10 protein-coding genes (1 of these 10 running past the window's edge) are annotated in these 24,621 nt (G+C 70.6%); 7 read left to right on the forward strand and 3 right to left on the reverse strand.

Annotated elements, in window-relative coordinates; all coding sequences use genetic code 11:
- The 3 genes from AB0M73_RS15975 to AB0M73_RS15985 form a co-directional block, all read left to right on the forward strand.
- Positions 1–11,518: the 3' portion of a putative nucleotidyltransferase substrate binding domain-containing protein gene (locus AB0M73_RS15975; RefSeq protein ID WP_363891354.1), read on the forward strand. It extends 16,370 nt beyond the left edge of the window; only the last 11,518 of its 27,888 coding nucleotides appear in the window; its start codon lies off the left edge, out of view; the stop codon is at positions 11,516–11,518.
- Positions 11,508–12,035: a type VII secretion system-associated protein gene (locus AB0M73_RS15980; RefSeq protein WP_363891355.1), complete on the forward strand. Its 528-nt coding sequence runs from the start codon at positions 11,508–11,510 to the stop codon at positions 12,033–12,035. The genes AB0M73_RS15975 and AB0M73_RS15980 overlap by 11 nt, the downstream gene beginning before the upstream one ends.
- Positions 12,036–12,100: 65 nt before the next feature.
- A complete protein-coding gene (locus AB0M73_RS15985) occupies positions 12,101–14,344 on the forward strand; it encodes a hypothetical protein (protein ID WP_363891356.1) in 2,244 nt (747 codons plus the stop codon).
- 1 nt (position 14,345) lies between these two features.
- Here the strand turns inward: AB0M73_RS15985 and AB0M73_RS15990 are convergent, their stop codons facing one another.
- Positions 14,346–15,104, reverse strand: coding sequence for a DUF222 domain-containing protein (locus AB0M73_RS15990; protein WP_363891357.1), 759 nt, complete (start codon positions 15,102–15,104; stop codon positions 14,346–14,348).
- Between the two features lie 1,332 nt (positions 15,105–16,436).
- Between AB0M73_RS15990 and AB0M73_RS15995 the strand changes: the two genes are divergently transcribed.
- Both AB0M73_RS15995 and AB0M73_RS16000 read left to right on the forward strand, forming a co-directional pair.
- Entirely contained in the window at positions 16,437–18,704 is a 2,268-nt protein-coding gene (locus AB0M73_RS15995) for a LuxR C-terminal-related transcriptional regulator (RefSeq protein ID WP_363891358.1), read from the forward strand.
- 145 nt (positions 18,705–18,849) lie between these two features.
- Positions 18,850–21,009 carry a LuxR C-terminal-related transcriptional regulator gene (locus tag AB0M73_RS16000; protein WP_363891359.1) on the forward strand — a complete coding sequence of 720 codons (2,160 nt, stop codon included), beginning with the start codon at positions 18,850–18,852 and terminating at the stop codon, positions 21,007–21,009.
- Here the strand turns inward: AB0M73_RS16000 and AB0M73_RS16005 are convergent.
- Positions 21,006–21,719: a helix-turn-helix domain-containing protein gene (locus AB0M73_RS16005; protein WP_363891360.1), complete on the reverse strand. Its 714-nt coding sequence runs from the start codon at positions 21,717–21,719 to the stop codon at positions 21,006–21,008. The genes AB0M73_RS16000 and AB0M73_RS16005 overlap by 4 nt on opposite strands.
- 202 nt (positions 21,720–21,921) lie before the next feature.
- On the opposite strand from AB0M73_RS16005, the gene AB0M73_RS16010 reads away from it, so the two are divergent.
- Together AB0M73_RS16010 and AB0M73_RS16015 are read left to right on the forward strand one after the other, a co-directional pair.
- Entirely contained in the window at positions 21,922–22,068 is a 147-nt protein-coding gene (locus tag AB0M73_RS16010) for a hypothetical protein (RefSeq protein WP_157495167.1), read from the forward strand.
- Positions 22,069–22,139: 71 nt separating this feature from the next.
- A complete protein-coding gene (locus AB0M73_RS16015; protein WP_363891361.1) occupies positions 22,140–23,672 on the forward strand; it encodes a phospholipid carrier-dependent glycosyltransferase in 1,533 nt (510 codons plus the stop codon).
- Between the two features lie 78 nt (positions 23,673–23,750).
- Here the strand turns inward: AB0M73_RS16015 and AB0M73_RS16020 are convergent, their stop codons facing one another.
- Positions 23,751–24,599, reverse strand: a complete 849-nt coding sequence (locus AB0M73_RS16020; protein ID WP_363891362.1) for a hypothetical protein — start codon at positions 24,597–24,599, stop codon at positions 23,751–23,753.
- Positions 24,600–24,621: the final 22 nt, after the last annotated feature.

The following is a 24,621-nucleotide window of genomic DNA, read 5'->3' on the forward strand; positions in this document are numbered from 1 at the left end:
CAAGGACCGCGACGTCTTCATCAGCTCGCACCTGCTCGACGACCGGGTGAGCGCGGCCGAGCAGCAGCAGGTGCTCGACCAGGTTCACCAGTACATGACCACGGGGCTGACGCTGCACCGCGGCATCGCCGCTTTCCACCAGACCTGGCACGCGGTGGAGAACGGCGAGATCCCGCCGCGGGGCACCGAGAACCGGCCGAGCTTCGACACCGACCAGTCCCGGTACGTGCCATTCAGCGAGAGCTTCGACATCGCGGCGGGCGTCGCCATCGGCAACAGCAACATGGGGCCGGGCGACCAGCGGCAGTTCATCCACGGCTACGACCCGAGCGACCCGAACCAGCCGGTCGGCAAGGTGCTGACCAAGACCGTCTCGTTCGCCAACGGCGACGCCATCGCCTTCATGAACCCGGGCGAGACGATGATCGGTGGCCCCGTCCGGGACTACCAGACGACAACCTTCCGGATGAACACCCCGGCCAGCGAGGTGCTCGGTCCGAACGTGCACGGGCCGCTGAGCGCCATCGTGCCGCGGCGGCCGACGGCGGACGAGGTCGCCGCGTACGTCGACCAGTACGGCGCGCTGCGGCACGATCCCGACCACCCGCAGACGCTGCCGGAGCGCAACGCCCCGGAGTTCGACCACAACACCGAGGTGTCCGCTCCGCACCCGGTCGAGCCCGGCGCCGGTTCGGCGCCGCGGCGGCCCGAACACGTGTCGCAAGAGGACTGGAACCGCCAGTACAACGAGGGCCGCGACCGGGCTCCACATCGGACGGTACGGCTGGACGACCCGGATGTCGTCCGCAAGGTTGCGCGCACGCACGCCGACGGCCGGCCGGCGGACCTGAGCAAGGTCGACGGCAAGATCCACTACGACGTGCGCCGGATGGAGGTGGAGCCGGGCCGCTGGGTGCGGGAGCACACGGTCAAGCTGCACCTGGACCGGGGCCCCGGTGTCGACCAGTCCCATCTGGACGCACTGAAGCAGCGCATCCAGGACGGCGTCGACAAGGCGTTCAACAACCAGCACAAGCTGCCCAGCTCGGGCGACGAGCTGCACGTCCGGGTCGAGTTCCACGACGACCCCGCGGCGGCGCACGAGTCGATCAAGGTCAACCAGGACGGTGCGGTGAACCAGCACCGGTTCCCGTTGGACGCGACCGACCGCGAGTACGCGCACGAGATCGGCCACTACCTCGGCCTGCCCGACCGCTACAACGACCGGGCGCACAGCGAGGACAACCCGAACCGGATCTCGGGCAAGGACGACAACGTCCGGGTGCTCAACAGTGACGACGGTCGTCGGGCCAAGAACATCGACGGTGGTCGGCACGATCTGCGCAACCGGATCGACGACGGCAAGAGCCCGATGGGCGATGGTCTGGCGAATCCGAATTCCCGTTACCAGCCCAAGGACATCAAGGACATCGAGGATGTCGCGAACGACCACGCGGCCGTCCCCGACACCACGCACGGCATGTTCAGCGGGGAACACGAGGTGCCGCGGGGCCTGCACGCCAAGCCGCTGCCGGCCGAGCCGCAGATCCAGCGCCACCTGTACACCGGCTCCGGCATCGGCCGGTCCTTCGCCAGCCGGGTGAACGAGCACCTGGGCGCCGAGCACCAGAGCCGGGACGTCTGGAAGCAGGTCGCGGACGAGGTGCGCAACGACCCGGAGCGCTACCTGCCCGGTGTCGACCAGCGCACCCGTGACGACATCGCGAACCGGATCGAGTCCGGCAGCCACTGGGACGCCCGGCACGTCGAGGTCGCCAACAAGGCGGTCCCGCACGCGTTCCACACCGGGAACTTCGACGAGCACCCGGTCGGCTCGGGCCAGCACCAGGACCACGGCCCGGCCACCCACGAGGACCGCCGGGGCTTCTTCGACAAGATCAAGAACGCCTTCGCGTCCGAGCCGGAGCCGGAGCACATCGACCTCGGCAACGGCCACACGTTCGACGCGCACCGGGTCGGCGGCTTCCACAAGCTGGTCGGCCAGGACGTGTTCATCAGCTCGGAACTGGTCGACGGCCGGAATCCGGGGGACGCGGCGCTGGTCTACGGGCAGGTGCACGAGTACCTGACCAACGGGATCACGCTGCACCGGGGCATCGCGGCGTGGCACCCGACCTGGCACCACGTGCTGGGCGGCGAGATCCCGCCGCTGGGCAGCCGGGAGCACCCGGACTTCAGCACCTGGGACACCCGGTACGTGCCGTTCACCGCGGACCGCAACACCGCGGTCGGCGCGGCGATGTCCCAGCGCGGCATGCACGGCGGCGCCGACGACCGCCGCTTCGTGCACGGCTACGACCCGACCGACCCGGCCCATCCGGTCGGCATGGTGCTGAGCAAGCGGGTGACCCAGGGCGACGGCCACGCCGTCGCGTTCATCAACTCCTCCGAGACGCAGCTCGGCGGCCCGCTGCACGACTTCGACGCCGCGACCCTGCACATGGGCACGCCGCTGTCGCACGTCTTCGGCGGGCCGGACGACGGCCTCACGCTGGCCGACCACATGCCGGCGCGGCCGAACCAGCAGCAGGTCGCCGACTACGTCGCCGAGCACGGCGCCCTGCGGCACGACCCGAACGGCCCGGGCTGGCAGCGGCCGGCCCCCTCATGGCTGAACAAGGCGATCGGCGCGGTCACCGGCCAGCACACGCCGCCGCCCCTGGTGGAGCACACCTCGAACGGGGTGACGCTGCACCTCGGCCCGCACGACCTGCCGGCGCACGAGGTCGGCAACTTCTACAAGCTCGACGAGCACAACGCCTTCATCAGCAAGGACCTGTTCCGCGACGACGCGGATCCGCAGGACCGGGCCGACATCTTCGGCCAGGTCGACCGGTACCTGACCAACGGGCTGCGGTTGCAGCGTGGCATCCCGGCCTGGCACCCGACCTGGCACACGGTCGAGGAGGGCGTGATCCCGCCGCTGGGCATGGAGGACCACCCGAACTTCGACACCCGCGAGACCCGGTTCGTGCCGTTCACGACCGAGCGCAACATCGCCGGCGGCGCCGCGATCAGCAGGACCGGCATGGGCGAGGGCGACGACATCAAGTTCGTGCCCGGCTACGACCCGGCCGACGACCACTTCCCGGTCGGCATGATCCTGCACAAGACCGTCTCGGCGCACAACGGCGACGCGGTCGCGTTCATGGTGCCCGGCGAGACCCAGGTCGGCGGCCCGATCCAGAACTACGGGGCCGAGCGGATCACCATGGACACGCCGCTGTCGCGCGTGTACGACGACCCGGCGCTGACCGACCGGCTCGGTGACAGCATGCCGGCCAGGCCGACGCGGGGGCAGATCGACGCCTACGTCCACGAGCACGGCAGCCTGCGCAACGACCCGAACCCGGTGACGTCCCGGCCCGCGCCGCTGTTCGACCGGCACGGCGTCGTCGGCGAGACCGAGGCCGGCCCGTCCAACCACCGCAACGCCCTGCGGCTGGACGAGCAGGACCACCCCCGAGAGCCGTTCCAGCGACCGCAGCGCGCGCCGCGCCTGCCGGCCTTCGATCCGCTGGACTCGATCCGCGAGAACGACGAGCCCGAGCCGTACGACCACACCCAGCTGTCGAGCTACGTGCACGACGGCGACTCGCTGGGCCTGGGCAAGCTGGTCGACGGCGACCGGCTGGCCCACCAGACCCAGCAGGCCGTGCTGGAGCAGCTGCCGCACAGCGCCGAGGAGCGGGCGAACGCCCAGGGACTGGACGCCATCCACCACGTGGTGACACAGGACTTCGACTCGCTGCACGGCGACGGCCGCAGGTTCGAGATCCGGGTCGGCGACAAGGTATACGAGGCGACGGTGAAGGCCCGCACGGACCTCACCGACGCGCTGCACACCACCGAGGCCAACCGCGGCCTGGAGCGCTCCGGCGGCACCGACCGGTCCACCTCGGAGAGCACGACCAAGACCAAGCAGCACGACCTGTCCATGGGCGTCAGCGCCGGCAACGGCATCGGCGGCGGCAACGTGTTCGGCTCGATCCTGCACGCCGCCCCGACCGTCACGCTGGAGTCCGGCCACGGCGCCGGCCACTCGGTGGCGATCAGCCACACCGGCTCGGATGTCGTGCAGGGCAAGGCAACTCTGGAGATCTCGGTCACCGACAAGCACGGGGTCAACCCGAACCCGGCCGGCGGCGTGACCTTCGAGCACGAGGCCACGGTCGCGTTCCCGCACGAGAACAACACCCCCTCGCACGACACGACGCCGCGGCCGGTGCGGCTGGACGGGCTGGGCGTGTTCGGGGCCGAGTCGGTGCACGGCATCGGCGAGGCTTTCGACAAGGTCGCCGCCGACCTGCACCCGAAGATCACCGAGATCGGCTCGCCGGGCCGCAAGGTGCTGCAGCAGTTCGTCAGCGCCGGCAACGTCAAGGACAACCTGCCGGCGATGAGCAAGGACTGGATCTACTCGCCCGACCTGATCAGCTCGGACGGCAGCCGCATCGGCTCGGTCCGGATGCGGATCGAGCCGGCCGACGCCGCGCTGGAGAGCAGCGCCGGCGGCTACAAGATCGGCTCCACGCTGAGCGGGTCCGGCGGCCCCGGCCGGTCGAACACCTCGACCACCGGCGGCGAGCTCTGGCTGGGCGGCAGCGGGGCCGGCATCGCCGACCCGACGCACAGCATCGCCGCCGGCGCCAGCATCACCACCGCGTTCAGCAAGACCGACAGTCTCGGCACACAGGTGGGCGACGCCGCGAAGTGGGAGTCGGTGCTGGAGTCCGAGGGCGTCAGCGGCCTGTACAAGCTGGGCTTCCGGCTGCACATGCAGGTGATCGGGCACAACCCGGTGACCGTGCACGGCGCCTCCGCGCACGTCCGGATGTCCGGCCTGGAGGCGCACCACGCCGGTCTCGTCGTGCCCAACGGCGCGCACGGCGGCTTCCAGCCGACGCCGCAGGCCCACCACGCGCCGAGTTACCTGGCCGGCGGCAAGTCCCTGGGGCTGGCCAAGGTGTTCCACCTGTCCGGTGGCGACGAGGTGCGTGAGCGCGTCGAGGACACGTTGCGCAGCAACGAGGATCTCAAGGACCTGGCGCCGGACTTCGGCAGCGACAAGCTGAAGGAGGCCTCGCGCGGCGACACCGCGCTGGCCGCGGCCAACCGGCGCGAGCTGGACACCAAGCTGTCCGACGAGCACCTCAAGGCCAACATGAACAGCATGCTCGGCAAGGGCATGAAGATCCGGCTCAAGAAGCCGGGCCTGTTCTTCAACCGCTACGTCACCGTCACGGTCAGGGCCCGCCTGACCGGACTGGAGCACCTCGGCACGGCCCCGGACCACGCCATCAGCGGATCCGGTGCCACGTCGACGAAGCTGGGCGTCTCCAACACGGCCAAGAAGGGCGTGACGGTCTACGCGGACGGCCGGGTCACCACGCCGTTCGACGGCGGCCACGTCAAGGGCGCGCCGACGGCCTCGATCGGTGCGCAGTACGGCTACCAGCGGGCGCACTCCACCGAGGCCGGTCCGTCGACCGGACACAAGCTGTCCACCGGCGGCAGCGAGGACGTGCACGGCTTCAAGGCCAAGGTGCACTACGAGGTCACCGTCAGCGACCACAGCCGGGTGCGGTCGTGGATCCGCCGGATCACGCCCGGCACGCCTGGCCAGCACGTGCCGGAGGTGCACAACAACCCGCACGTGGCCCGGCCCGGTGGCCTCAGCCGGCCGCCGCGCGGCGAGGTCACGGTGATGGTGCCGGAGAGCCTGACCCGCGGCACCGCGGCGGCGCCGCACGTGGACAACCACGTCACCACGCGGATGGACACGCCGCCGTCGATCAACGACTTGCGCGCGCAGGCCCGCGGCACCCGGCAGCCGGAGTTCCAGCGGGTGGAGGCGATCATCGGCGCCGAGCACATCCAGCAGGCCGCGGAGGACGTCCTGGCCGACGCGGCCGGCGGCGACCGGTCGCTGTCGCTGAACGGCACGGTCAGCGCGGACGCGCTGCACCACGCCTTCAGCCCGGAGAACCTGACCGCCGACCCGCAGGTCGTCAAGCACGGCGTGCAGGTGGACGGCCTCCAGCACAACCGCCGGCTCGCGGACCGGGTCGGCGCGGTCGCCATGACCATGGAACTGGACAACCCGCGGATCGTGTCCATTTCGGACGACATCTCGCTGAAGCACGAGGACTCCGGCGGCTACTCGGCCTCCGGCGGCAAGCAGACCCAGCACTCCTTCGGCCTGAACCTGGGCACCTCCGCGTCCCGCAACGCGCTGACGCTGACCCCGGACGTGCCGCACGCCAAGGGCCGCGCCGGCGTGTTCGCGGTGGCGAGCCTGCGCAACTGGACGTGGACGTCGAAGCTGACGAAGTCGTTGGGCGGCACCGCCGAGCACGGCGTCTCCTCGCCGCACGGCCGGACCGTGCTGGTGCAGATGGACGCCCGGGTGCACCTGGTCGCGGAGTCGCGGCAGACGAGCATCCTGCACGACACCGACGTCCGCACCGCCGGCCGCACGGTCGAGCTGCCGGACAGCGTGTTCGTCCGCGTCACCGAGCAGGAAGCGCGGCAGATGGGCGCGCTGCCCGACCACAACCTGGGCGGCGACACGCCGATCGGCCCGAAGCCGGGCCTGCCGACGCCGAGCACCCTGGCCACCGAGCGGCCGTCGATCGGCTTCGGCCACGTGGAGCCGACCGGCGACCTGGTGAACCTGGTGCCGTCGCTGCGGGCGAACCTCGGCGAGCTCGGCCCGAAGCTGCTGCCGCAGTCCGTGCTGGACGACGCCATGGGCAACCTGCGCCGGATGGACGAACAGTCCTCTCAGGACGGTGTTCGATCTCTTGTGGACAGTGCGCTCAACGGTGGCGTCTCGCTGATGACACCGAAGCCCAACGTGTTCACCCACGACAACTACGAGGTCGTGCTGCACGCGCGGCCGACCGACGAGGGCGCGACGTACCTGGGCGTCAGCAACGACGGCAGCACGCTGTCACACGACGCCACGGGTGCGCTGTCCCAGGCCGATATGAAGGGCAAGGACGCCAGCTCCGGCGTCGGCGGCCGGCTGCTGGGCACGGGCCTGCCGCACCTGCCCGACTCGTCGGCCAGCATGACCGTCAACAACGCGACCTCGTTCAGCCTGAGCCACTCCACCGGCCACAGCACAACGAGGAACGACTCGACCGACATCACGCAGAGCAGCTCGGCCGGCGGCCCGCAGGCCCGCTACAAGCTGCCGGTCACCTTCCAGCTGGAGTTCAAGCACAAGGGCGAGTCGCTGGCGGTCTCCGACTCCGACCCGCACGACCTGGTGGTGCGCAAGCTGGCCGACGACGTCAGCACCGCCACCAACGGGCCGGTCGGCCACGAGGCGACCGTCGAGCACTTCCGCGACACGCCGCCGAGCGACCACGAGCAGTGGCAGCGCGACGGCGAGCGGCTGCCCGACGAGCTGCACGTGGACGACTTCACCGGCAACGTGGACGAGATCCGCCACGAGGCCCGGCAGCTGGCCGGCGACCTCAACACCACCGCCGCCCACGCGCTGACCACCACGCTCACCCCCGAGGTGATCAAGGCCAACATGCCGGCCATGGCCAAGGGGCCGGTCGAGCTGCCGGGCCTGAAGGAGGCCGGCGTCACCGCGTACGTCAAGCTGACCAACCCCCGGCTGGCCACCGTCAGCGACTCGGTCGACCTCGGCGGCGGCCGCACCGACCACAGCTCGATCGACACCTCGGTGAACCGGTCGGTGTCCGGCTCGGTGAACGCCATCATCGGCGGCCTCGGCGGCAACGTCACCGACCCGCCGCACAGCGCCCAGCACCGGGACGTCAACGCGGGCGGCACCGGCGTCTACTTCGACCGCGGCGGCATGGAGAACAACCGCAACCTCGGCTCCAGCGGCCCGGTCCACCCGGCCACCGGCAGCTCCACGTCCATTTCCGGCCGGACCAAGGTGGTGCTGCACGACACCGAGATCCGCCTGGTCAAGGGCGACCGCGGCGTCACGCTGAAGTTCGACGACTCGTCCCGGATCCGGGTGTACGACGACGGCTCGCTGCCCAGGGACGTCTCGGACGCCCAGGACAGGGTCCGCGACGCCGAGAAGAACTGGCAGGACGCGGAGAAGGACGTCGTCACCGCGCAGCACGCCGTGGACGACGAGTACCTGCGGGCCAGGCCGCGCATCGACCAGCTGCGCGACCAGCACCGGGACGAGCTGGCGGAGAACCTCCAGGACCAGCGCGACCACAACGACCACGTCAACCAGCTGCGCCAGCAGCTGTGGGACGCCTACGCCGGCGGCCACCTGGACCGGATCACGGACCTGGAGCGGCAGCTCGGCGAGGCCACCGAGCACGGCCGCCAGCTGGTGCTGGACCGCAACCGGTTGATGGCGCCGATCCGCGCCGTCGACCAGCCCCGCCAACAGGCCCGTGCCGCCGCGGTCGACGCCTACCGTCGGGCCCGGGAGGCCGAGGACGCGTGGTGGGCCGCCCGGCGGGAGCGGGACGCCGCGCTGGCCCGGCAGAACCCGACGCCGCCGCCGTCACGGGACGAGCCGACGCCGCCGGCCCAGCACCTGCCGGCGCTGGACCTCGGGCCGCAGTTCCGGATGAACGACGAGGAGCACGTCACCGCGTCGCTGGACGAGGATCTGAACCACCAGCGTCAGCAGTTGGACCTGAACGCCCACAACGGCGCCGTGCACATGGCGAACGCCGGCGCGGTGCGGGAGCGGTCCATGCGGGCGCTGCGGGACGGCGACCTGGCCGGCTTCCAGCAGAACCACGCGCTGCTGGACCGGATGCACGCCGAGGGCGAGCACCTCGTGCAGGACCGCGAGCGGATCGTCTCCGCGCCGGACGAGGACGCTGAGTCGACCCCTCATGGGCCGACTCGCCACGAGCCGGTGTCGCACGCGGACATCGACCTCGTCCGGGACGACGCGCCGCTGAACTTCGTGCGGCCGCAGGTCGGCCAGAACCGGTTCCACTACGAGATGCGCCGGATGGAGGTCAAACCGGGCACCTGGGTCCGCGAGGCCACCGTCAAGGTGCACATCGAGCCCGGCACCCGGACGCCGCACCAGGTCGACCAGCTGTGGAAGAAGCTGGAACAGGGCGCGGACCAGCAGTTCAACCACGAGCGGCTGCCCAACGGCGACCACTTCCGGGTGCGGCTGGAGCGGGTCGACGACCGGCTGGACGCGGACGTCCGCGCCAAGATCACCGAGTCCGGCCCGGACCGGCACGACACGTGGCGCCCGGACAGCACCGGCGAGCAGCTGGCGCACAAGATCGGCACCGCGCTGGGCCTGACCGAGCACCACACCGGCGAGAAGCTGACCCAGCACCACCTGGCGCAGTTGTCGCAGGAACCCAAGCGCGGCGTGGATTCCATGCCGCACGCGGACAGCCACGCCGACACCCGGCAGGACTGGTTCAGCGGCCACGACGCCGCCGGCCGTGAACGCCGGTTCCCGATGGGCCGGGTCACCCAGACCGACCTGCGGGACTCGTCCGGCAAGGTGTTCGGAACCTCCTTCTACAAGGAGGAATCCGACCAGCGCGCGGCCGACCGGTGGGCCCGTGGCGGCAACCCGGACCGCGTCTACCAGTACGACGCGGACGGCAAGGACCGCGGCGCCATCGACTCGGATCTCGTCACCAGCCGCCCGGGTATGGCCGACGAGTCCGCGGTGCTGGCCTTCCACGCCAACCCGTACACCGCCGGCCTGCACGTCCGCGGCCTCGGCACCGTGCACGTCCGCCCGGACACCATGGGCGAGATCGCCGCCCGCAGCAGCGGTTTCCTCAAGGCCGTCGGCGACGGCCGGCGCACCACGATGCTGCTGGCGTGCGAGGCCGGCGCGCAGACCGGACCCGGCGGCCTGGCCCACGACCTGCACAAGGCGTTGCAGCGCAAGGACCTCACCGACACGACGCTCGGCGGCAGCACGATCATGCGGTTCGGGCACCGCGACGGCGACCGGTTCACCGGGCTGGAGAGCGGCGGCCACTTCAACGTCTACGGCGAGGTGCTGCCCAGGCACGAGGCCGCGATGGTGGACGAGATGGTCCACGCCATGCAGAAGGGCTGGAAGTACGCCGGACACGACCACGTCCGGCCGGACGGCCGGATCGGACTGTCCGACCGTGCCGGCACGATCGCCCTGGCAAAGTCCCTTGTGGACAGTGCGGTGGCGAAGCTGCCGGCCAACGGCGGGCAGCTGGACCTCGCGGCCGTGCACAAGGCGGCGAGCAGGCACCAGCGGCCGGACATCGTCACCGCCACGGTGTTGTCGCACATCGCGTCCGACCCGAAGCTGGCCGGTTCGGTGCGCGCCATCGCCGACCGGTACCTCGACCGGCACGACCGCTGGGTGCCGGTGCCGGTCAGCGAGCATGTCCGGCGGCGGTTCACCGTCACCGGCAAGTCCACTTGGGACGATGATGCCGGCAGGGCGAGCCGCCCGGTCCGGCTGAACGCGGTGGGGGAGCACGGCCCGCTGTCCGAGCCGGTGAAGCACGAGCCGGTCACTGTCCCGTTCGGACGCAAGCAGACCACGCTGGAGCCCGGCCTGCGGTCCGAGCGCCTGGACGACTTCGCGCGCAAGCTGGCCGAGCTGGCCATCGAGCGGCAGGGCGACGGGCTGCCGCTGCCGGAGGCGCACATCAAGGGCTACGGCAACGGCTCGATGCTGGGCAACACCAAGGAGACCGCCGAGGCGACCGGCAAGCTCCGCGCCTCGGACACCCGTGAGCACCTGATCCACCTGGTGTCGCGGCACCTGGAGCGGATGACGCCGCCGAAGACGCGGGCGATCGACGTCGAGAAACTGGTGCCGGAGAACGGGATCCAGGGCGCGTATGAGCCCGGCCGCGCCAACTCGCGGGAGGCCGTGGTCACCCTGCACACCGCCGGCGAGAGCACTGTGCCGCACGGCGTCACGGAAAGCCGAGCCGCCGGCGACGGTCCGCTGGTGCACGAGGGCCGGGTGCTGGGCGCGAGCTTCTCGTCCACCAGCACGTCCCGCGTCCGGCGGTGGATCGCCACCGGCGGCTGGCGGCCCGAGCCGACGCCGCAGCCGGTGAACCCGCACCTGCTGGAGCCCATCCCGGACACGCCCGCCACGGCGTCTCTCGACGAGCACGGCCTGGCGGCGAGCCTGGCCGGGCACGGCGCCCACGACGACACCACCGACCTGGTTGTGTCATCGGCGAAGGACGCCGTGGACGGGACCCGGGCCCTGGAGGGTGAGGCGGCCGCCGGCAAGCTCGCGTCCGCGATGCCGCACGCCATGCGCCTGCTGGAGAAGGCCGGTGTGGTGGGCAAGCTCCTGCGGCAGGCCGGTGACGCCGTGACCGCCGGGCTGACCCTGTCGCACGTGCTGGAGGGCGTCGCTCGGGCCTACGCCCAGGGCGGCCCCGCGGTGGCGGCCGCCGCGGTCGCCCAGGACATGAAGCGGTTGGGGCTAGGCTTCGAACCGGTGCTGATCGAGGAGATGACGTCAGATGTCCGATGACCAGTGGATGCTGCTGGTCGACCCGGCCTGGCAGCCAGCCGAAGAGGGTCGATCGGCGGGACAGAACCCGCCGGCCGAGGCCGTGGTCGGGGGCTGGCTGGTGGCCGCCGACGGGGCGGTCGGCCGGTTCGAGCCGAACCCGGACTACGAGCCGGCCACACCGGAGTCGCCGACCGACCCGGTGGACGCCGCGCTGCGGCTGATGGCCGACGGCGAGGTCGACGCCGACGCGCTGTTCGCCGTGCTGCGCGAGTCCGAGTTCGGGGTCGCGCTGGACGAGCACCAGCGGCCGGTCATCGCCCCAGCGCCCGACGACGTGCTGTCGCTGCTGGTGACCACCGCCCCGGCGCACCGCGGCCGGGTGCGGGCCGAGGCGTGGCAGGTGGTGAACGCTGAGGAGCTGGCTGGCATGCTGGCCGAGCACGAGGTGGATGCCCTGGTCAACCCGGGTGCGCAGACCTCGACGCGGTTGCTGGCGTCGACCATCGCCGACGCCGCTGTTCACCCGGCCGGGTGAAGGTGTCTGGGGGGACCTGGCAGTATCGGGGGCGTGCGCGTGTCCCCCGTCCCCGGTGAGCCTTCGTGATCAACTGGTTGAAGTCGCGCCGGTCGAAGCCGCAGCGCCCCGTGCCCGCGGAGGCGCAGCCGCCGGTCGTCGAGTTCCAGACCCGGCAGGTGGGGGCGGCCCTGATCGTGTCGGCCCCGCCCGGGCCCGGTTGGCACGCGATGGCGCTGGCCGCCTCGGTGCCGGGCGATCCGGGGCGCACGATGGTCGTGGTGGACTTCCCTTCCGGGGACAACGGCGGCTACTGGAGCGCTCTGGTGCAGGCCCTGCGCGGGCGCGGGCCCGTGCGGCTGGCCGTGTCCGGCGCGGGCAGCGCCTCCGGCAGCGGGCCGACCCGGGCCATCGCGGCGCAGTGGCTGTCCGAGCAGTTGCACGCCGAGGTCGTCGCCCCTGACGGCACCCTGGTGCCGGTGCCCGGCGGCTCCACGTTCGTCGCCAACGCCCACGCCACCGGCGCCTGGCGCAGCTTCCACCCTGACAAGCCCAGCGAGTCCCTCGGCGCCCGATTCCCGTCGCCGGAGTGGGAGTCGTTCATGACCACGGCCCCTTGGCGGGCCGGTCCCGTGTCCGTGGCGGAGCCCGTGCCGACCGGGCTGTGGCTGCATGCGACGCCCAGCGCCGCCACCCGCCGGCATTCGACCCTGGCTTTCGGTGTGCCGGTGCGGATGGACGTGCTGACCGTTGTGCTGGGCGGCCCGGAGGAAGGGCGGCTGCCGTCGGCCGACCTGCGGGCGTTGTGGGAGGCGTTGCCGGAGGAGATCCGGCGTCGGGTCCGGTTCGCGTCGTTCGGGGCCGACCTGGGGCAGTTCGCCGCCGACACCATCGGCCGGCCCGTGATCGCCTACAACGGGCTGCCGCTGTCCACGGAGCGGGGCATCGAGGTCGGGATCGTGGCCGGGGACGGCCGCGCGACCTGGCGGTCCTTCGCCACCGAGCTCCGGTATCGGCCCGGGAAACCGCCGGAGGTCGTCGCCGCCCGTCCGCCCGTTGGTGGGCTGAAGCCGTTGCGGCCCGGGCTGTGGGAGCTCTCCGCCAACGTCGTCGTCGAGGCCGTGGCCGCCGGGTTGTGGGTTCGGGCCGCCGGGACCACGTCCGTCGACGTCGTTCGGGCCGCGCCGGTGGACCCGGAGTGGGCGCGGTTGACCGTCGGGGTGCCGGGGGAGCCCGTCGGGGACGAGGTCAGCGTGGCCGGCGCGAAGCTGTTCGCCGGCTTGGACGCGGAGACGCAGCGGGTGGTGCGTCTGGTCTTCGGCGAGGCCCCGGTCAAGGCTCTGGAACCCGAGGTTGAAGAGCCTGCTGCTGTCGACGACTTCGTTCTGGTGCCGGCCGTTGTCGAGGCTCCCGTTGTCGAGTCGCCGGTCGTGGCTGTTCCTTTGGAGCCTTCGGACCCGGTGCCGACCTCCGTCGACGTCGACGTCAACTACGACATCGGCGACGACCTGCCGACCATGGTGTTGTTGCGGCGTCAGATGGAACTCGTGCAGCTCACCGGTTCCGCCGCCTCGGTTGAGACGTGGTCGGCCCCCGTGGAGCCGCCGCCCGTGCCCGCCCGGATCGAGCCTTTCCTCGTGGATCCCGGCATCGACGTCGACACCATGCTCGACACTCTGGTCGCCGCCGAGACCGCTTTGGACGAGCACCGGGCCTGGGTGCGTCGCACTCTCGGCGACCAGTACGACTCGTATGCCAGCCGGGTGCTGCGGTTGTTGATTCAGCATCCTTCGCTCCGCGAGGGCGAATTGCAGTCCGTTGTCACCGATCTGGTGGCGGTGCTCGTCTATTTGGCCGCCGGCGAGCGCAAGGCCGATGAGGCCCTGTTGTCCGGCGATGTCGACGCCCTGCTGCCGTTCTTGAGTTGCGTCATTTCCGGCCTTCAGCGCCTGCCCGTCTACGAGGGTGTCGCTTTCTGTGGCGGCGCTGTGGATCCTGGCACCCACCGTGCCGGGGCCATCCTCACCGAGGTCAGCTTCTTGAACGCCGTCACCGCCCCCGAGGTTGCTCTGCCGGGCGATGCCGAGTTCGTCATCTGGTCCGACAGCGGCCGTCGCACCGGTTTTTTCGAGCCCGACCTGGATTCTATTGTCTTCTTGCCCGGCACCCGTTTTCAGGTGCTCGGCGTCGAGGACGGTCGGATCCTGTTGGGCGAGATCGGCGGCGGCGACCAGTTGGCCAAGTTGGAGGAGGCCGCCAAGCTGCGCGCCTCGACCGGCCCCGTGGCCGATCCCGTGCGTTTCGGCCGTTCCATCGGTTCCCCCGTGTAACTCAGTACCGGTGGGGCGTAACCGTGTGGGTGCGCCCTAGCGGCGTCGTCCACCGCGCATTGCCCTCGGCGTCCAGCGTCACCCGGTAGTTGTCGTGTTTGCGGTGGTGATGCCATGCGCACAACCCTTTGAGCTGCTTGGCCGTCGTCTTCCCTTTCGGCCAGGGAATGACGTGGTCGAGTTCCCGTATCGGGCTCGTGCACCCCGGCGCCGTGCACACCCCGCCGTCCTGCACCTTCACCATTTCCCTCATACGCGCGGTTGGCCGGTACTTCTTCGTGCTCATCGCCACCGCGTGCCGGTACTCGTCGAGCAGCACCCCGCGCCACGGCCCTCGCATCGCCAGCTCACGGGCCATGCCCGCCGCGATCGGCCCGTACCCGTCAAGCAGCCCCGGCTCTTCCGTGAGGCCCAGCAGCGTCTCCATCGGAACCGTCACGTGGACCTGCACCTCCCGCTCCCTGGCGTTGCCCAGGAACCGTTCGAGAAACGCGTCGGCCCTTTTCTGATCCGTGTTCCGCTCATCCGCCGGCAGGCCGGCGACGTCCTGCCTGAGCAGCTCTTGCGCCATGCTGGCCCGCACCGCCGGCAGGATCGCCTTGATCTGCGCCATCCCGTCCGGCAGCGGCTTGAACTCCACCCGCCGCTCCTTCTCCGCCTTCCGGCAGCGCCTCTGGTAGCCCTCCGGGTCGACCTGGGCCACCAGCTTGGTGGCCCGCCGTGCGAGTTGGCTCCGGTTGAGCCCCGCCGCCACCCCCACCAGCCGTCTTCCACCTCTGCGACAAGGCTCGGATCCCCCATATGGACCGTTCGCTCGTACACCACCTCCAGCCGCCGCAGATCGATCTCCCCGCGCCTCAGCTGCCCCACCATTCGCGGCAGCGCCTTCACCACCCCGCTGAATTCCTTCTGCCTCCCCACCGCCCTCTCCGGCTCCCTAGCCGCCATAGCCAACTCCGTCACGTCCTCCACCTGATTGAGCACCGCCAACTCCACTGCACTGGCAAACGCGCCGATCTTGCGCGCAAGAATGTAAGCCGTGACCTTCTGCTCTTCACTAAGCCGCTCGACATCCACCCCCGCCAGCAGATCCACCATCGCCCCGCAGGGCGCCACACCCTCCCACCCTCGGTTGATTTCTTCCATGTCTCCATATTACTAGAACACATGATCGAATTCGAATCACTAACGGGTGAATGTTTCATGCATAATCGCGCTCCGGCGACTCCGGCGACTCCGGCGACTCCGGCGACTCTGGCGATTCCGGCGACCCTGGAGACTCCGGCGATTCCGGCGACCCTGGCACCCCTGGCAATCCTGGCGCTCCTGCGTTAGGTGCCATTCAGCCATGGACCTCCCAACGGCCATATCAGTCATTCGAGCATGGACCTCCCAACGACCAACCAATACCCCTCCAGCGCCCCACCCCCTAACCTCCCAAAGAAGCGTGGATTTTGCGTGGAGGGGATCGATGTCGTACAATTGACTTCGCGAAGGGCAGGCCTGCCTACCCGCATTAGCCCTTCGCGACATCGATCAGTGGCTCCGCGCAAAATCCACGCGACCCACCGCAGAATTCCCGGCAGAGCCTCGCCCACCCCTACAGCTGCTGGCGTTTGGCTGCTCTGCCGCCACCACTCACCTCTCAACGTTCCAGGATCCAGAACAACCCCTTGGAGCCCACACCCCCCGCTTCCTAAACTCCCTCCGAACCTCACCCCACCCCAGAACCCCCGCCTCCCAGAACCCCCGCCACACGCCCCGCTCCCCGCACGACCCCCACATCCCCGCACCCCCCGCCCGCGACCACATCCCCCCGCCGCCGCGGCCCCACCCGCGGCGCTTCCATGCGGCACGCCGAGCCCCTCCCATCCCGGCCTGCCGCCCCCGTCCGGACGGGCTGCCGCCGAATCCCCCGTCCGGACGGGCCTCTACCCCCGCATCCCCCCAACCGTCCGACAACCGGAATGGGGACTTGCGCCCGAATAACCTCGGCCCTTAGGGATAACCGAGGGGATTGCGCGTGGTCATTTCCTGTATTACGTTCTGCGGAGCCGAGGGGCGAGGCCGGGAGCGTTAATTGATCAGCGAAGTGACGACCTTCGTTGGCCGGGGCAACGAAATGCGGGAGGCGGGGCGGCTGCTGGCGGGGGCGCGGCTGCTGACGTTGATCGGGGCGGGCGGGGTGGGCAAGACGAGGCTGGCGCAGCGTGTGGCGGCGCGGGCCGAAAAGGGCTTCGCGGACGGGGTGGTGTTCGTCGAGCTGGACGCGGTGCCGGACCCGGGGTTGCTGCCGCAGGTGGCGGCGGCGGAGCTGGGTCTGAGGGACGTCTCGACGGCGCCGATGCCGCAGCTGCTGGCGTTCCTGTCCGCCAAGAACATGCTGATCGTGCTGGACAACTGCGAGCACATGGCGCAGGCGTGCCGGGACTTCGTGAACGAGGTGCTGGACACGGCGCCGGGGGTTCGCTTCCTGACGACCAGCCGGCACGTGCTGGGTATCCCGGGCGAGCAGCTGCTGCCGGTGCGGCCGCTGGCGGTGCCGGAGCGGGTCGAGGACACGGTGGACGACGCGGTCACGCTGTTCACGGACCGTGCGATGTACGCGCTGCCGAACTTCCGGCTCAGTGACGACAACTGGGACACGGTGCTGGGCATCTGCTCCCGCCTCGACGGCATTCCACTGGCGATCGAGCTGGTGGTGCCCTGGCTGCGGGTGCTGTCCACGAACGACGTGCTGAGCCGCCTGGACGACACGTTCACGCTGATCACGGCGGAGGCGGCGGCCAGGCCGTCGAGGCAGCAGACGCTGATCGCGGCGGTGGACTGGAGCTACGCCCTGTGCGCGCCGGACGAGCAGGCGCTGTGGGCCCGGGCGGCGGTGTTCAGCGGCGGGTTCACGGTCGAGGCGGTCGTGGCGGTGTGCGCGGACGAGAGGATTCCGGCGACGGCGGTGCTGAGGCTGCTGGGCGGTCTGGTCGACAAGTCAGTGCTGGTCAGGGATGAAGTGGATGGCGTGACGCGGCTGCGCATGCTGTACACGATCCGGCAGTACGGCTTGCAGCTGCTGGCGGAGTCGGGTGAGGAGCGGGGAATCCGCGGCCGGCACCTCGACTATCAGCTCATGTTGGCGCAGCGCAACGAAAAGGAGTGGCTGGGCCCCAACCAGGTTGAGCTGGCGGCGGACACCAGGCGCGAGCACAACAACCTGCGTTCGGCGCTGGAGTTCGCGCTGACGGATCCCGAGCGCCGTGTCACGGGGGCGAGGCTGGCCAACGCACTCCAGTACTACTGGCTGGACTGCGGCTTCATCGGCGAAGGGCGTCGCTGGCTGGACCGGGTGCTGGAGGTCGAGAACCTGCCGACGGACGTCCGACAGAACGCGCTGTGGATCAACGCCTACTGCGCGATCGCCCTCGGCGAGGTGCCGGCCGGCAAGGTGTTGTCGGAACAGGCGGTGAGGATCGCCCGGGAGACGGGCGACGCGCTGATGATGGCCAACGCGATGCTCGCGTACGGCGGGGCGGCGTTCGTCGGCGGCGAGCTGGACTACGGGCTGTCGCTCTACCAGGTGTCGGTGGACCACTACGCGGCGGCGGAAGTCACGGATTGCCAGACGATCCTGGCCTACGCGGCGCTGGGCATGTGCGCGGCGTTCGCCGGCAGGTTCGACCGCGCGGTGACGGCGGCGGAGCAGGCGATCGAGCTCGCCGACCAGCACGGGGAACGCTGGACGCGCTCGTACGCGCACTACGCGGTGGCGCTGGCGACCTGGCAGTTGGGGCGGCTGGCGGAGGCGGCCGGGCACGCCATGACGAGCATCCGGATCAAGGACCAGTTCAACGACGTGCTCGGGCTGTCCATGCTGGTCGAGCTGATCGCCTGGATCGCGGCCTCGGCCGGGGCGATGCCGCAGGCGGCGGAGGTCCTTGGCGTGGCGAGCTCGATGTGGCGGCACACGGGCGGCGCGGCGTTCCTGGCCTCGGACAACTGGGCGGTGCCGCACAAGCGCTGCGAACGCGCGGCGCGCAAGGCGTTGGGGGACGAGCGATTCGACGCGATCCACGCCAAGGGCGCGGCGAGCGCGGCGAAGGTGGACGACGCGGTGGTGCACACGCTCAAGTTCGCGACCGTGCTGGCGGCCGCCCACGCCGAGGCGCCGTCCGTGCTGACCAGCCGTGAGGACGAGGTGGCGGAGCTGGCGGCGGCGGGGGCGTCCAACAAGGAGATCGCCTCCCGGCTGGTGATCTCCACGCGGACGGCCGAGAAGCACCTGGCCAACATCCTCCGCAAGCTCGGCTTCAGCTCACGAGCGCAGCTGGCGGCCTGGGTCGCCGACCGCCGCGCACAAGGCCAATAACGTCGATTAATTCGCCATTTTCATCAAATCGGGTGAAAAGCGTCGACAATCCTCAAGGTCAGCCTCACCAAGCGCGGGGATTGTGGCCGGTCCGGTCGTTGCATTACGTTCGGACGCTCGAAATCCCCCGTGGCGGGAGCGCATCGTGAGCTGTCAGCTGACCACCTTTGTTGGTCGCGACGCCGAACTCGCGACGGCCGGCCGCCTGCTCGGCAGCGTGCGGCTGCTCACCCTGTTCGGCCCGGCCGGCGTCGGCAAGACCCGCATCGCCCGCCGGCTGGCCCACGAGGCGCGCTTCCCCGACGGCGTGGCCGTGATCGAACTGGACGCGGTGACCGACCCGGCGCTGTTGCCGCAGGTGGCGGCCACCCATCTCGGCCTGCGGGAGGCCGGGCAGCTCATCTCCTGGCTCAGCCCCAGATCCATGCTCATCGTGCTCGACAACTGCGAGCACATGGTCGCCGCCTGCCGTGAGTTCGTCACGGCGGTGCTGGCCGCGGCGCCGGAGGTCCGCTTCCTCACCACGAGCCGGCACGTGCTCGGTATCGCCGGCGAGCAGCTGCTGCCGATCCGCCCGCTGCCGGTGCCCGACCGCTACCAGCCCGACCGTCACGTGACCGACGACGCCGTCGCCCTGTTCGCCGACCGGGCCGCCTTCGCGCTGCCGAACTTCACCGTCAACGACGACAACGGCGACACCGTGCTGGGCATCTGCTCGCGGCTCGACGGCATCCCGCTGGCGATCGAGCTGGTGGTGCCCTGGCTGCGGGTGATGTCGGCGCACGACGTCCTGACCCGGCTGGACGACACGTTCACGCTGTTCACGCCCGAGGCCGCGGCCCGGCCGACGCGCCAGCGGACGCTGATCGCCGCGGTGGACTGGAGCTTCGCGCTCTGCACTCCCGACGAGCAAAGCCTGTGGGCGAGGGCGTCAGTGTTCACCGGCGGCTTCACGGTCGAGGCCGCCGCCGCGGTGTGCACCGACGAGCGCATCACCGCCACGGCGCTGTTGCGGCTGCTGGGTGCCCTCGTCGACAAGTCCGTGCTGGTACGGGACGAAGTCGGCGGCGTGACCCGGCTGCGCATGCTCAACACCATCCGCCACCACGGCCTGCGGCGGCTGGCGGAATCGGGCGACGAGCGGCAGTTCCGCCGCCGGCACCTCGACCACTTCCGCCGCTTGGTCGAGGGCATCGCCCGGCAGTGGTGCGGCCCCGACCAGATCGAGCTGCTGACGCAGATTCGCCGCGAGCACGGCAATCTCCGTGCCGCACTGGAGTTCGGCCTCGGCGAGCAGAAGTTCGCCGCCGCCCGGCTGGCCACGGCGCTGTCCTTCTACTGGCCGTGCGGATGGATCGGCGAGTCCCGGCGCTGGCTCGATCAGGTGCTGAGCATCGACGCGCTGCCCACCGCGATACGCCAGGATGCGTTGTGCCTCAACTCGTACGCCGCGACCGCGCTCGGGGAACTGGCCGAGGGCAGGCGTTTCGCCGAGGAAGCGACCGCGATCGCCCACGAGACGGGCGATCCGCTGATGATGGCCAACGCCCTGCTGGTCGCCGGCGGCTCCGCGTTCGCGAACGGCGAGCTCGCCCTCGCCGAGCGGCACCATGCCCGCGCCGCCGAGTTCTACCTGCGGGCCAACGTGATCGACTGTCGAATCGTGTTGGCCTACGCGTCGACGGCCATGGCGGCGGCCGCTCAAGGCGACCTCGCCCGGGCCGAAGTCCTTGCCGCCCAAGCGTTCGCGATCGCCGAAGCTCGGGGCGAGCGCTGGGCCCAGTCCTACGCGCACCACGCGCTCGCCCTGGCCCATTGGCGCGTGGGCCGTCACGCCGAGGCCGCTCGGCACGCCGTGACGAGCCTGCGGCTGAAGGCCCAGTTCAACGACCTGTTCGGGCTGGCCGCGCTGGGTGAGACGGTGGCCCGGATCGCCGCCTCCGTGTGTCCGGCCCAGCAGGCGGCCGAGGCGCTCGGTGTCGCGAACACGGTGTGGCGGCACCTGGGCGGCAATCGGCGGCTGCCCGACATCGATCGCGCCGGCCTCGACGACGCCGTCGACCACCTGCTCAAGCTCGCCACCGTCATCGCCGAGGCCACGGACGACGGCCCCGAGACCCTGACCGGCCGGGAGCGCCAGGTCGCCGACCTGGTCGCGGCCGGCGCGTCCAACAAGGAGATCGCCGCGCGCCTGGTGATCTCCATCCGCACGGCGGAGAAGCACCTGGCCAACATCACCAAGAAGCTGGCCTTCACATCACGTTCCCAGCTCGCGGCCTGGGTCGTCGACCGAAGAACGGCCTAGGCGGCCAAGCACACCTCGCGCATCGCGGCGTCGGCGACGCGGCGCAGCCACAGCAGGGCCCGCGCCCGATCGGCCTCGTTGCCGGCGTCCTCCAGGACCAGGGCGACGACGGGCGGCTTGGGCAGTCGCAGCGGCACGGCCAGGCAGGTGGAGCCGTCGGGGCCGGTGAGTTCGGCGAAGCCGCGCTGCCGGATGCGTATGAGGTCGCCGCCGAGCTCGGCCGTCTCGGACGGGCCGAGGCCGGCCAGACGGACGAGGTTGCGGGCGGCGGTTTCGTCGTTGGCCAGCAGCAGCCGCCCGGCGGCGGACATCTGGGCCGGCGACCGACCGCTGTCGTCGCACGGGCCCCACACGTGCCGGTGGCCGTAGACGCGGTGCGCGAACTCCACCTCGGCGCCGTCGAGCACGGCCAGGCCGGCGGTCATTCCGGTGCGCACCAACAGGTCCCCGAGGAACGGGGCGACCAGTCGCAGGACCTCGCGGTGGGTGCGTGGCTTCGGCGACGCGGGCCGGGCCGGCTGGTAGTGCGTGCCGACGCGGGCGACCAGGCCGGCCGAGGTCAGGGCGCACAGCATGCGGTGGGTGGTCGACTTGGCGATCCCGGTGCGCACGCTGAGCTCGGTCAGCCGCATCGGGGTGCCGCCCTCGCGGAGCGCCGTGAGCACCATCAGCGCCTTCCCGATCGATCGTGGCAAGCGCTGGTCGTCCACGTCACACCTCCGGTTCGAGCTTGACGGTGACAGCCTCCTCCGCCGCGGCACGGCCAGCTATTGGTGAAGATACGCACCTTCATCCGTCGGGGATGACCTACGCAGCGCGCGGCCGGTCTACGTAGTCGCTGCTCGGCGTACGTAGTGGCGGTGTCGAGTCCGTGTGGAGAAGACGTGGAGATCGGGGGCGCACTCTGGTCACATGAGCGAAAACTTCCGGGACTTCACCGACGTGCTGGAGCAGGTCTACCAGGAGCAGGACGCCCTGGACGCGGCCGACGAGCGCCTGGTCACCGGGCTACGAGTGGCGGTGGACGGCCCCGCGGCCGCCCTGCGCGACGCGGCCTGAGCAAGTCTCGTTTTGGCGGGCAGTGCCCGCCTGACCCCGTGTTCACGCCATATGAGGCATGATCGCCCGACATGGGGATGATCGACGGCGTGGTGGGCGTCGGGGAACTGCCGCCGACGACGCAGCCGTCGACCGCCGGGCCACTGGAACGGCTGGCCGTCTGGCGGCCCACCGACACCGTTCGCGGCTGGATCGTCACCCTCTCGGTCACGCTCGTCGGCGCCCTGGTCCGATTCTGGAATCTGGGCTGGCCGACCGACCGCGGCACACCCGTCTTCGACGAGAAGTACTACGCGCCGGAAGCGTGGCAGATGCTGCGCAACGGCGGCTTCGAGGACGATGTCGGCTACAACTACGCCTTCATCGTGCACCCGCCGGTCGGGAAATACCTCATCGCCGTCGGCGAATGGCTGTTCGGCTACGACGGTTGGGGTTGGCGTTTCTCCTCGGCGGTGGCCGGGGTCGTCTGCGTCTTCCTGGTCATTCGCATCGGGCGTCGCCTGACCCGTTCCACGATGCTGGGCGCGCTGGCCGGCGTGCTGCTGATCTGCGACGGCGTCAGCCATGTGCAGTCCCGCACCGCGTTGCTGGACGTTTTCGTGGCGCTTTTCGTGGTGATCGCCTTCGCCTGCCTGCTGGTCGACCGGGACCAGGTGCGCAATCGCTTGGCGGTAGCCGTCGACGAGGGCTGGGTGGAGGAATCCCGGTGGGGGCCGCGTCTGGGTTTCCGCTGGTGGCGATTCGCCGCCGGCATTTCCCTCGGCCTGGCCTGCGGCGTCAAGTGGAACGGCCTCTACTACATCGTCGCCTTTGGCCTGCTTTCCGTCATCTGGGATGCGACGGCCCGGCGTGCGGCCGGTGTGGAAAGGCCGTGGATCGGGGCTCTCGTCCGGGACGTGCTGCCCGCGCTGTGGTCGCTCGTGGTGATCGCCGTGGCGGTGTATTTCGCCACGTGGTGGGGATGGTTCGGCAGCGAGACCGGCGTCGACCGCAATTTTTTCGGCACGGCGCTGCGATCGTTCTTCTACTACGAGGGCGACGTGCTGAAGTTCCACGAGTCGCTGCTCAGCTCCAATCACCACCATTACTGGGAATCGAAGCCGTGGACATGGCCCATGGGCCTGCGGCCGATGCTCTACTACATCGAGCAGGGCCCCAACCCGTACGCCACCGGCTGCGGCGCCATCCAGTGCGTGCGGGCCGAGATGCTGGTCGGCACGCCGGCGATGTGGTGGCTGGCCTTCCCCATGATCGGCTGGTCGCTGTGGCGGGCCATCATCAAGTTCGACTGGCGCCACGCCGCCGTCATGGTCGGCTACATGGCCGGCCTGCTGCCCTGGTTCCTCAGCATCGACCGGCAGATGTTCTTCTTCTACGTCACGCCCATGGCGCCGTTCCTCGTGCTGGGCCTGGTCTTGGCCTGCGGCGACATCCTCGGCCGCGCTCGTGCCGGCGTCGAACGCCGCGGCACCGGCCTCCTGGTCGTCGCCATCTACACCGGCCTGGTCGTGGCCAACTTCGCCTGGCTCTGGCCCATCCTCAACGGCGACCTGATCACCAATGCCCAGTGGCAGGCCGAACTCTGGCTCCCCAGCTGGCGCTGAGCCCCCCTCCTTATGCAGGGAAGGACGCCTTACCCGCGTTGAACGAGGGTAAGGCGTCCTTCCCTGCATAACCGGGGGTCAGAGGATGCGGCCGCGGGGGGTGCGGCGGAGGTTGCGGCTGATGGTGATGCGCTTGAGCCAGGGGCCGGCGAGGCGGCCGTGGGCGACGCGGTAGTTGTCGAGCAGCAGGAGGCTGCCGGCATCCAGCACGACGTCGGGGCGCAGCCGGTCGAGCGAGGCCAGCAGGTGGTCGAGGGCCAGGCGGGCCTCGGGGTCGACGGGCAGGCAGCGGTCGAGCCGGAGGTAGGGGTCGGCGGGGTCGCCGGACAGCACGGCGGCGGGCCCGTCGGAGAAGCGGAAGCGGGGCTGGGCCAGGGTTTCCCGGGTGGGGTCGTCGAGGTCGAGGTCACGGGCCGACGCCAGCGCGGCGGAGCATTCGCCCATGGCGAGAAACGCCAGGTAATCGGTGTGGGAACCGCACTCGGTGTGCAGATCGCGACGGTCGAGCGAGGTGGGGAGAATGTTCTGCACCATGCGGCCGTTCTGCGTGCCGGCGCGGGCGAACGGATCGCCGACGCACATGGCGCACAGGGCGAGAATGGTGTCCTCGACGAGGTTGCGGTCCTGGAAATGCGACACGTTCCAGTGCGGCGGGGTCTCGGCGTCGCCGACGGGAAGGCCGCGGATCACGCAGGCGGCGTGCGACTCGGTCATGCGGAACCGCCAGAGGAAGTCGCGCAGCCCCACCGGCAACAATTCCAGGTCGAGCCAGTGCCGGTCGTAGAACTCCGGTTCGGCCGGCCGGACGCCGGATTCGGCGAGCGCGGTCACATCGGTGAGCAGACGGTCGGCGGCGCGCTGGTCGAGGTGGTATTCGTGCGGCGGGCGGATGCGGTGGTGCGGTGGCGAGCGAAACGCCGTGGCCATCGGTCATCCGTTCCGTCAGGCG

Origin of the sequence: Kutzneria sp. NPDC051319 (genome assembly GCF_040682195.1) — a bacterium.
Lineage (GTDB): Bacteria > Actinomycetota > Actinomycetes > Mycobacteriales > Pseudonocardiaceae > Kutzneria.

Bases quoted from the DNA above. Each gene is read 5' to 3' on its own strand.
- AB0M73_RS15980 (WP_363891355.1), top strand. From the start codon at position 11,508: ATGTCCGATGACCAGTGGATGCTGCTGGTCGACCCGGCCTGGCAGCCA.
- AB0M73_RS16010 (WP_157495167.1), top strand. From the start codon at position 21,922: ATGAGCGAAAACTTCCGGGACTTCACCGACGTGCTGGAGCAGGTCTAC.
- AB0M73_RS16015 (WP_363891361.1), top strand. From the start codon at position 22,140: ATGGGGATGATCGACGGCGTGGTGGGCGTCGGGGAACTGCCGCCGACG.
- AB0M73_RS16020 (WP_363891362.1), bottom strand. From the start codon at position 24,599: ATGGCCACGGCGTTTCGCTCGCCACCGCACCACCGCATCCGCCCGCCG.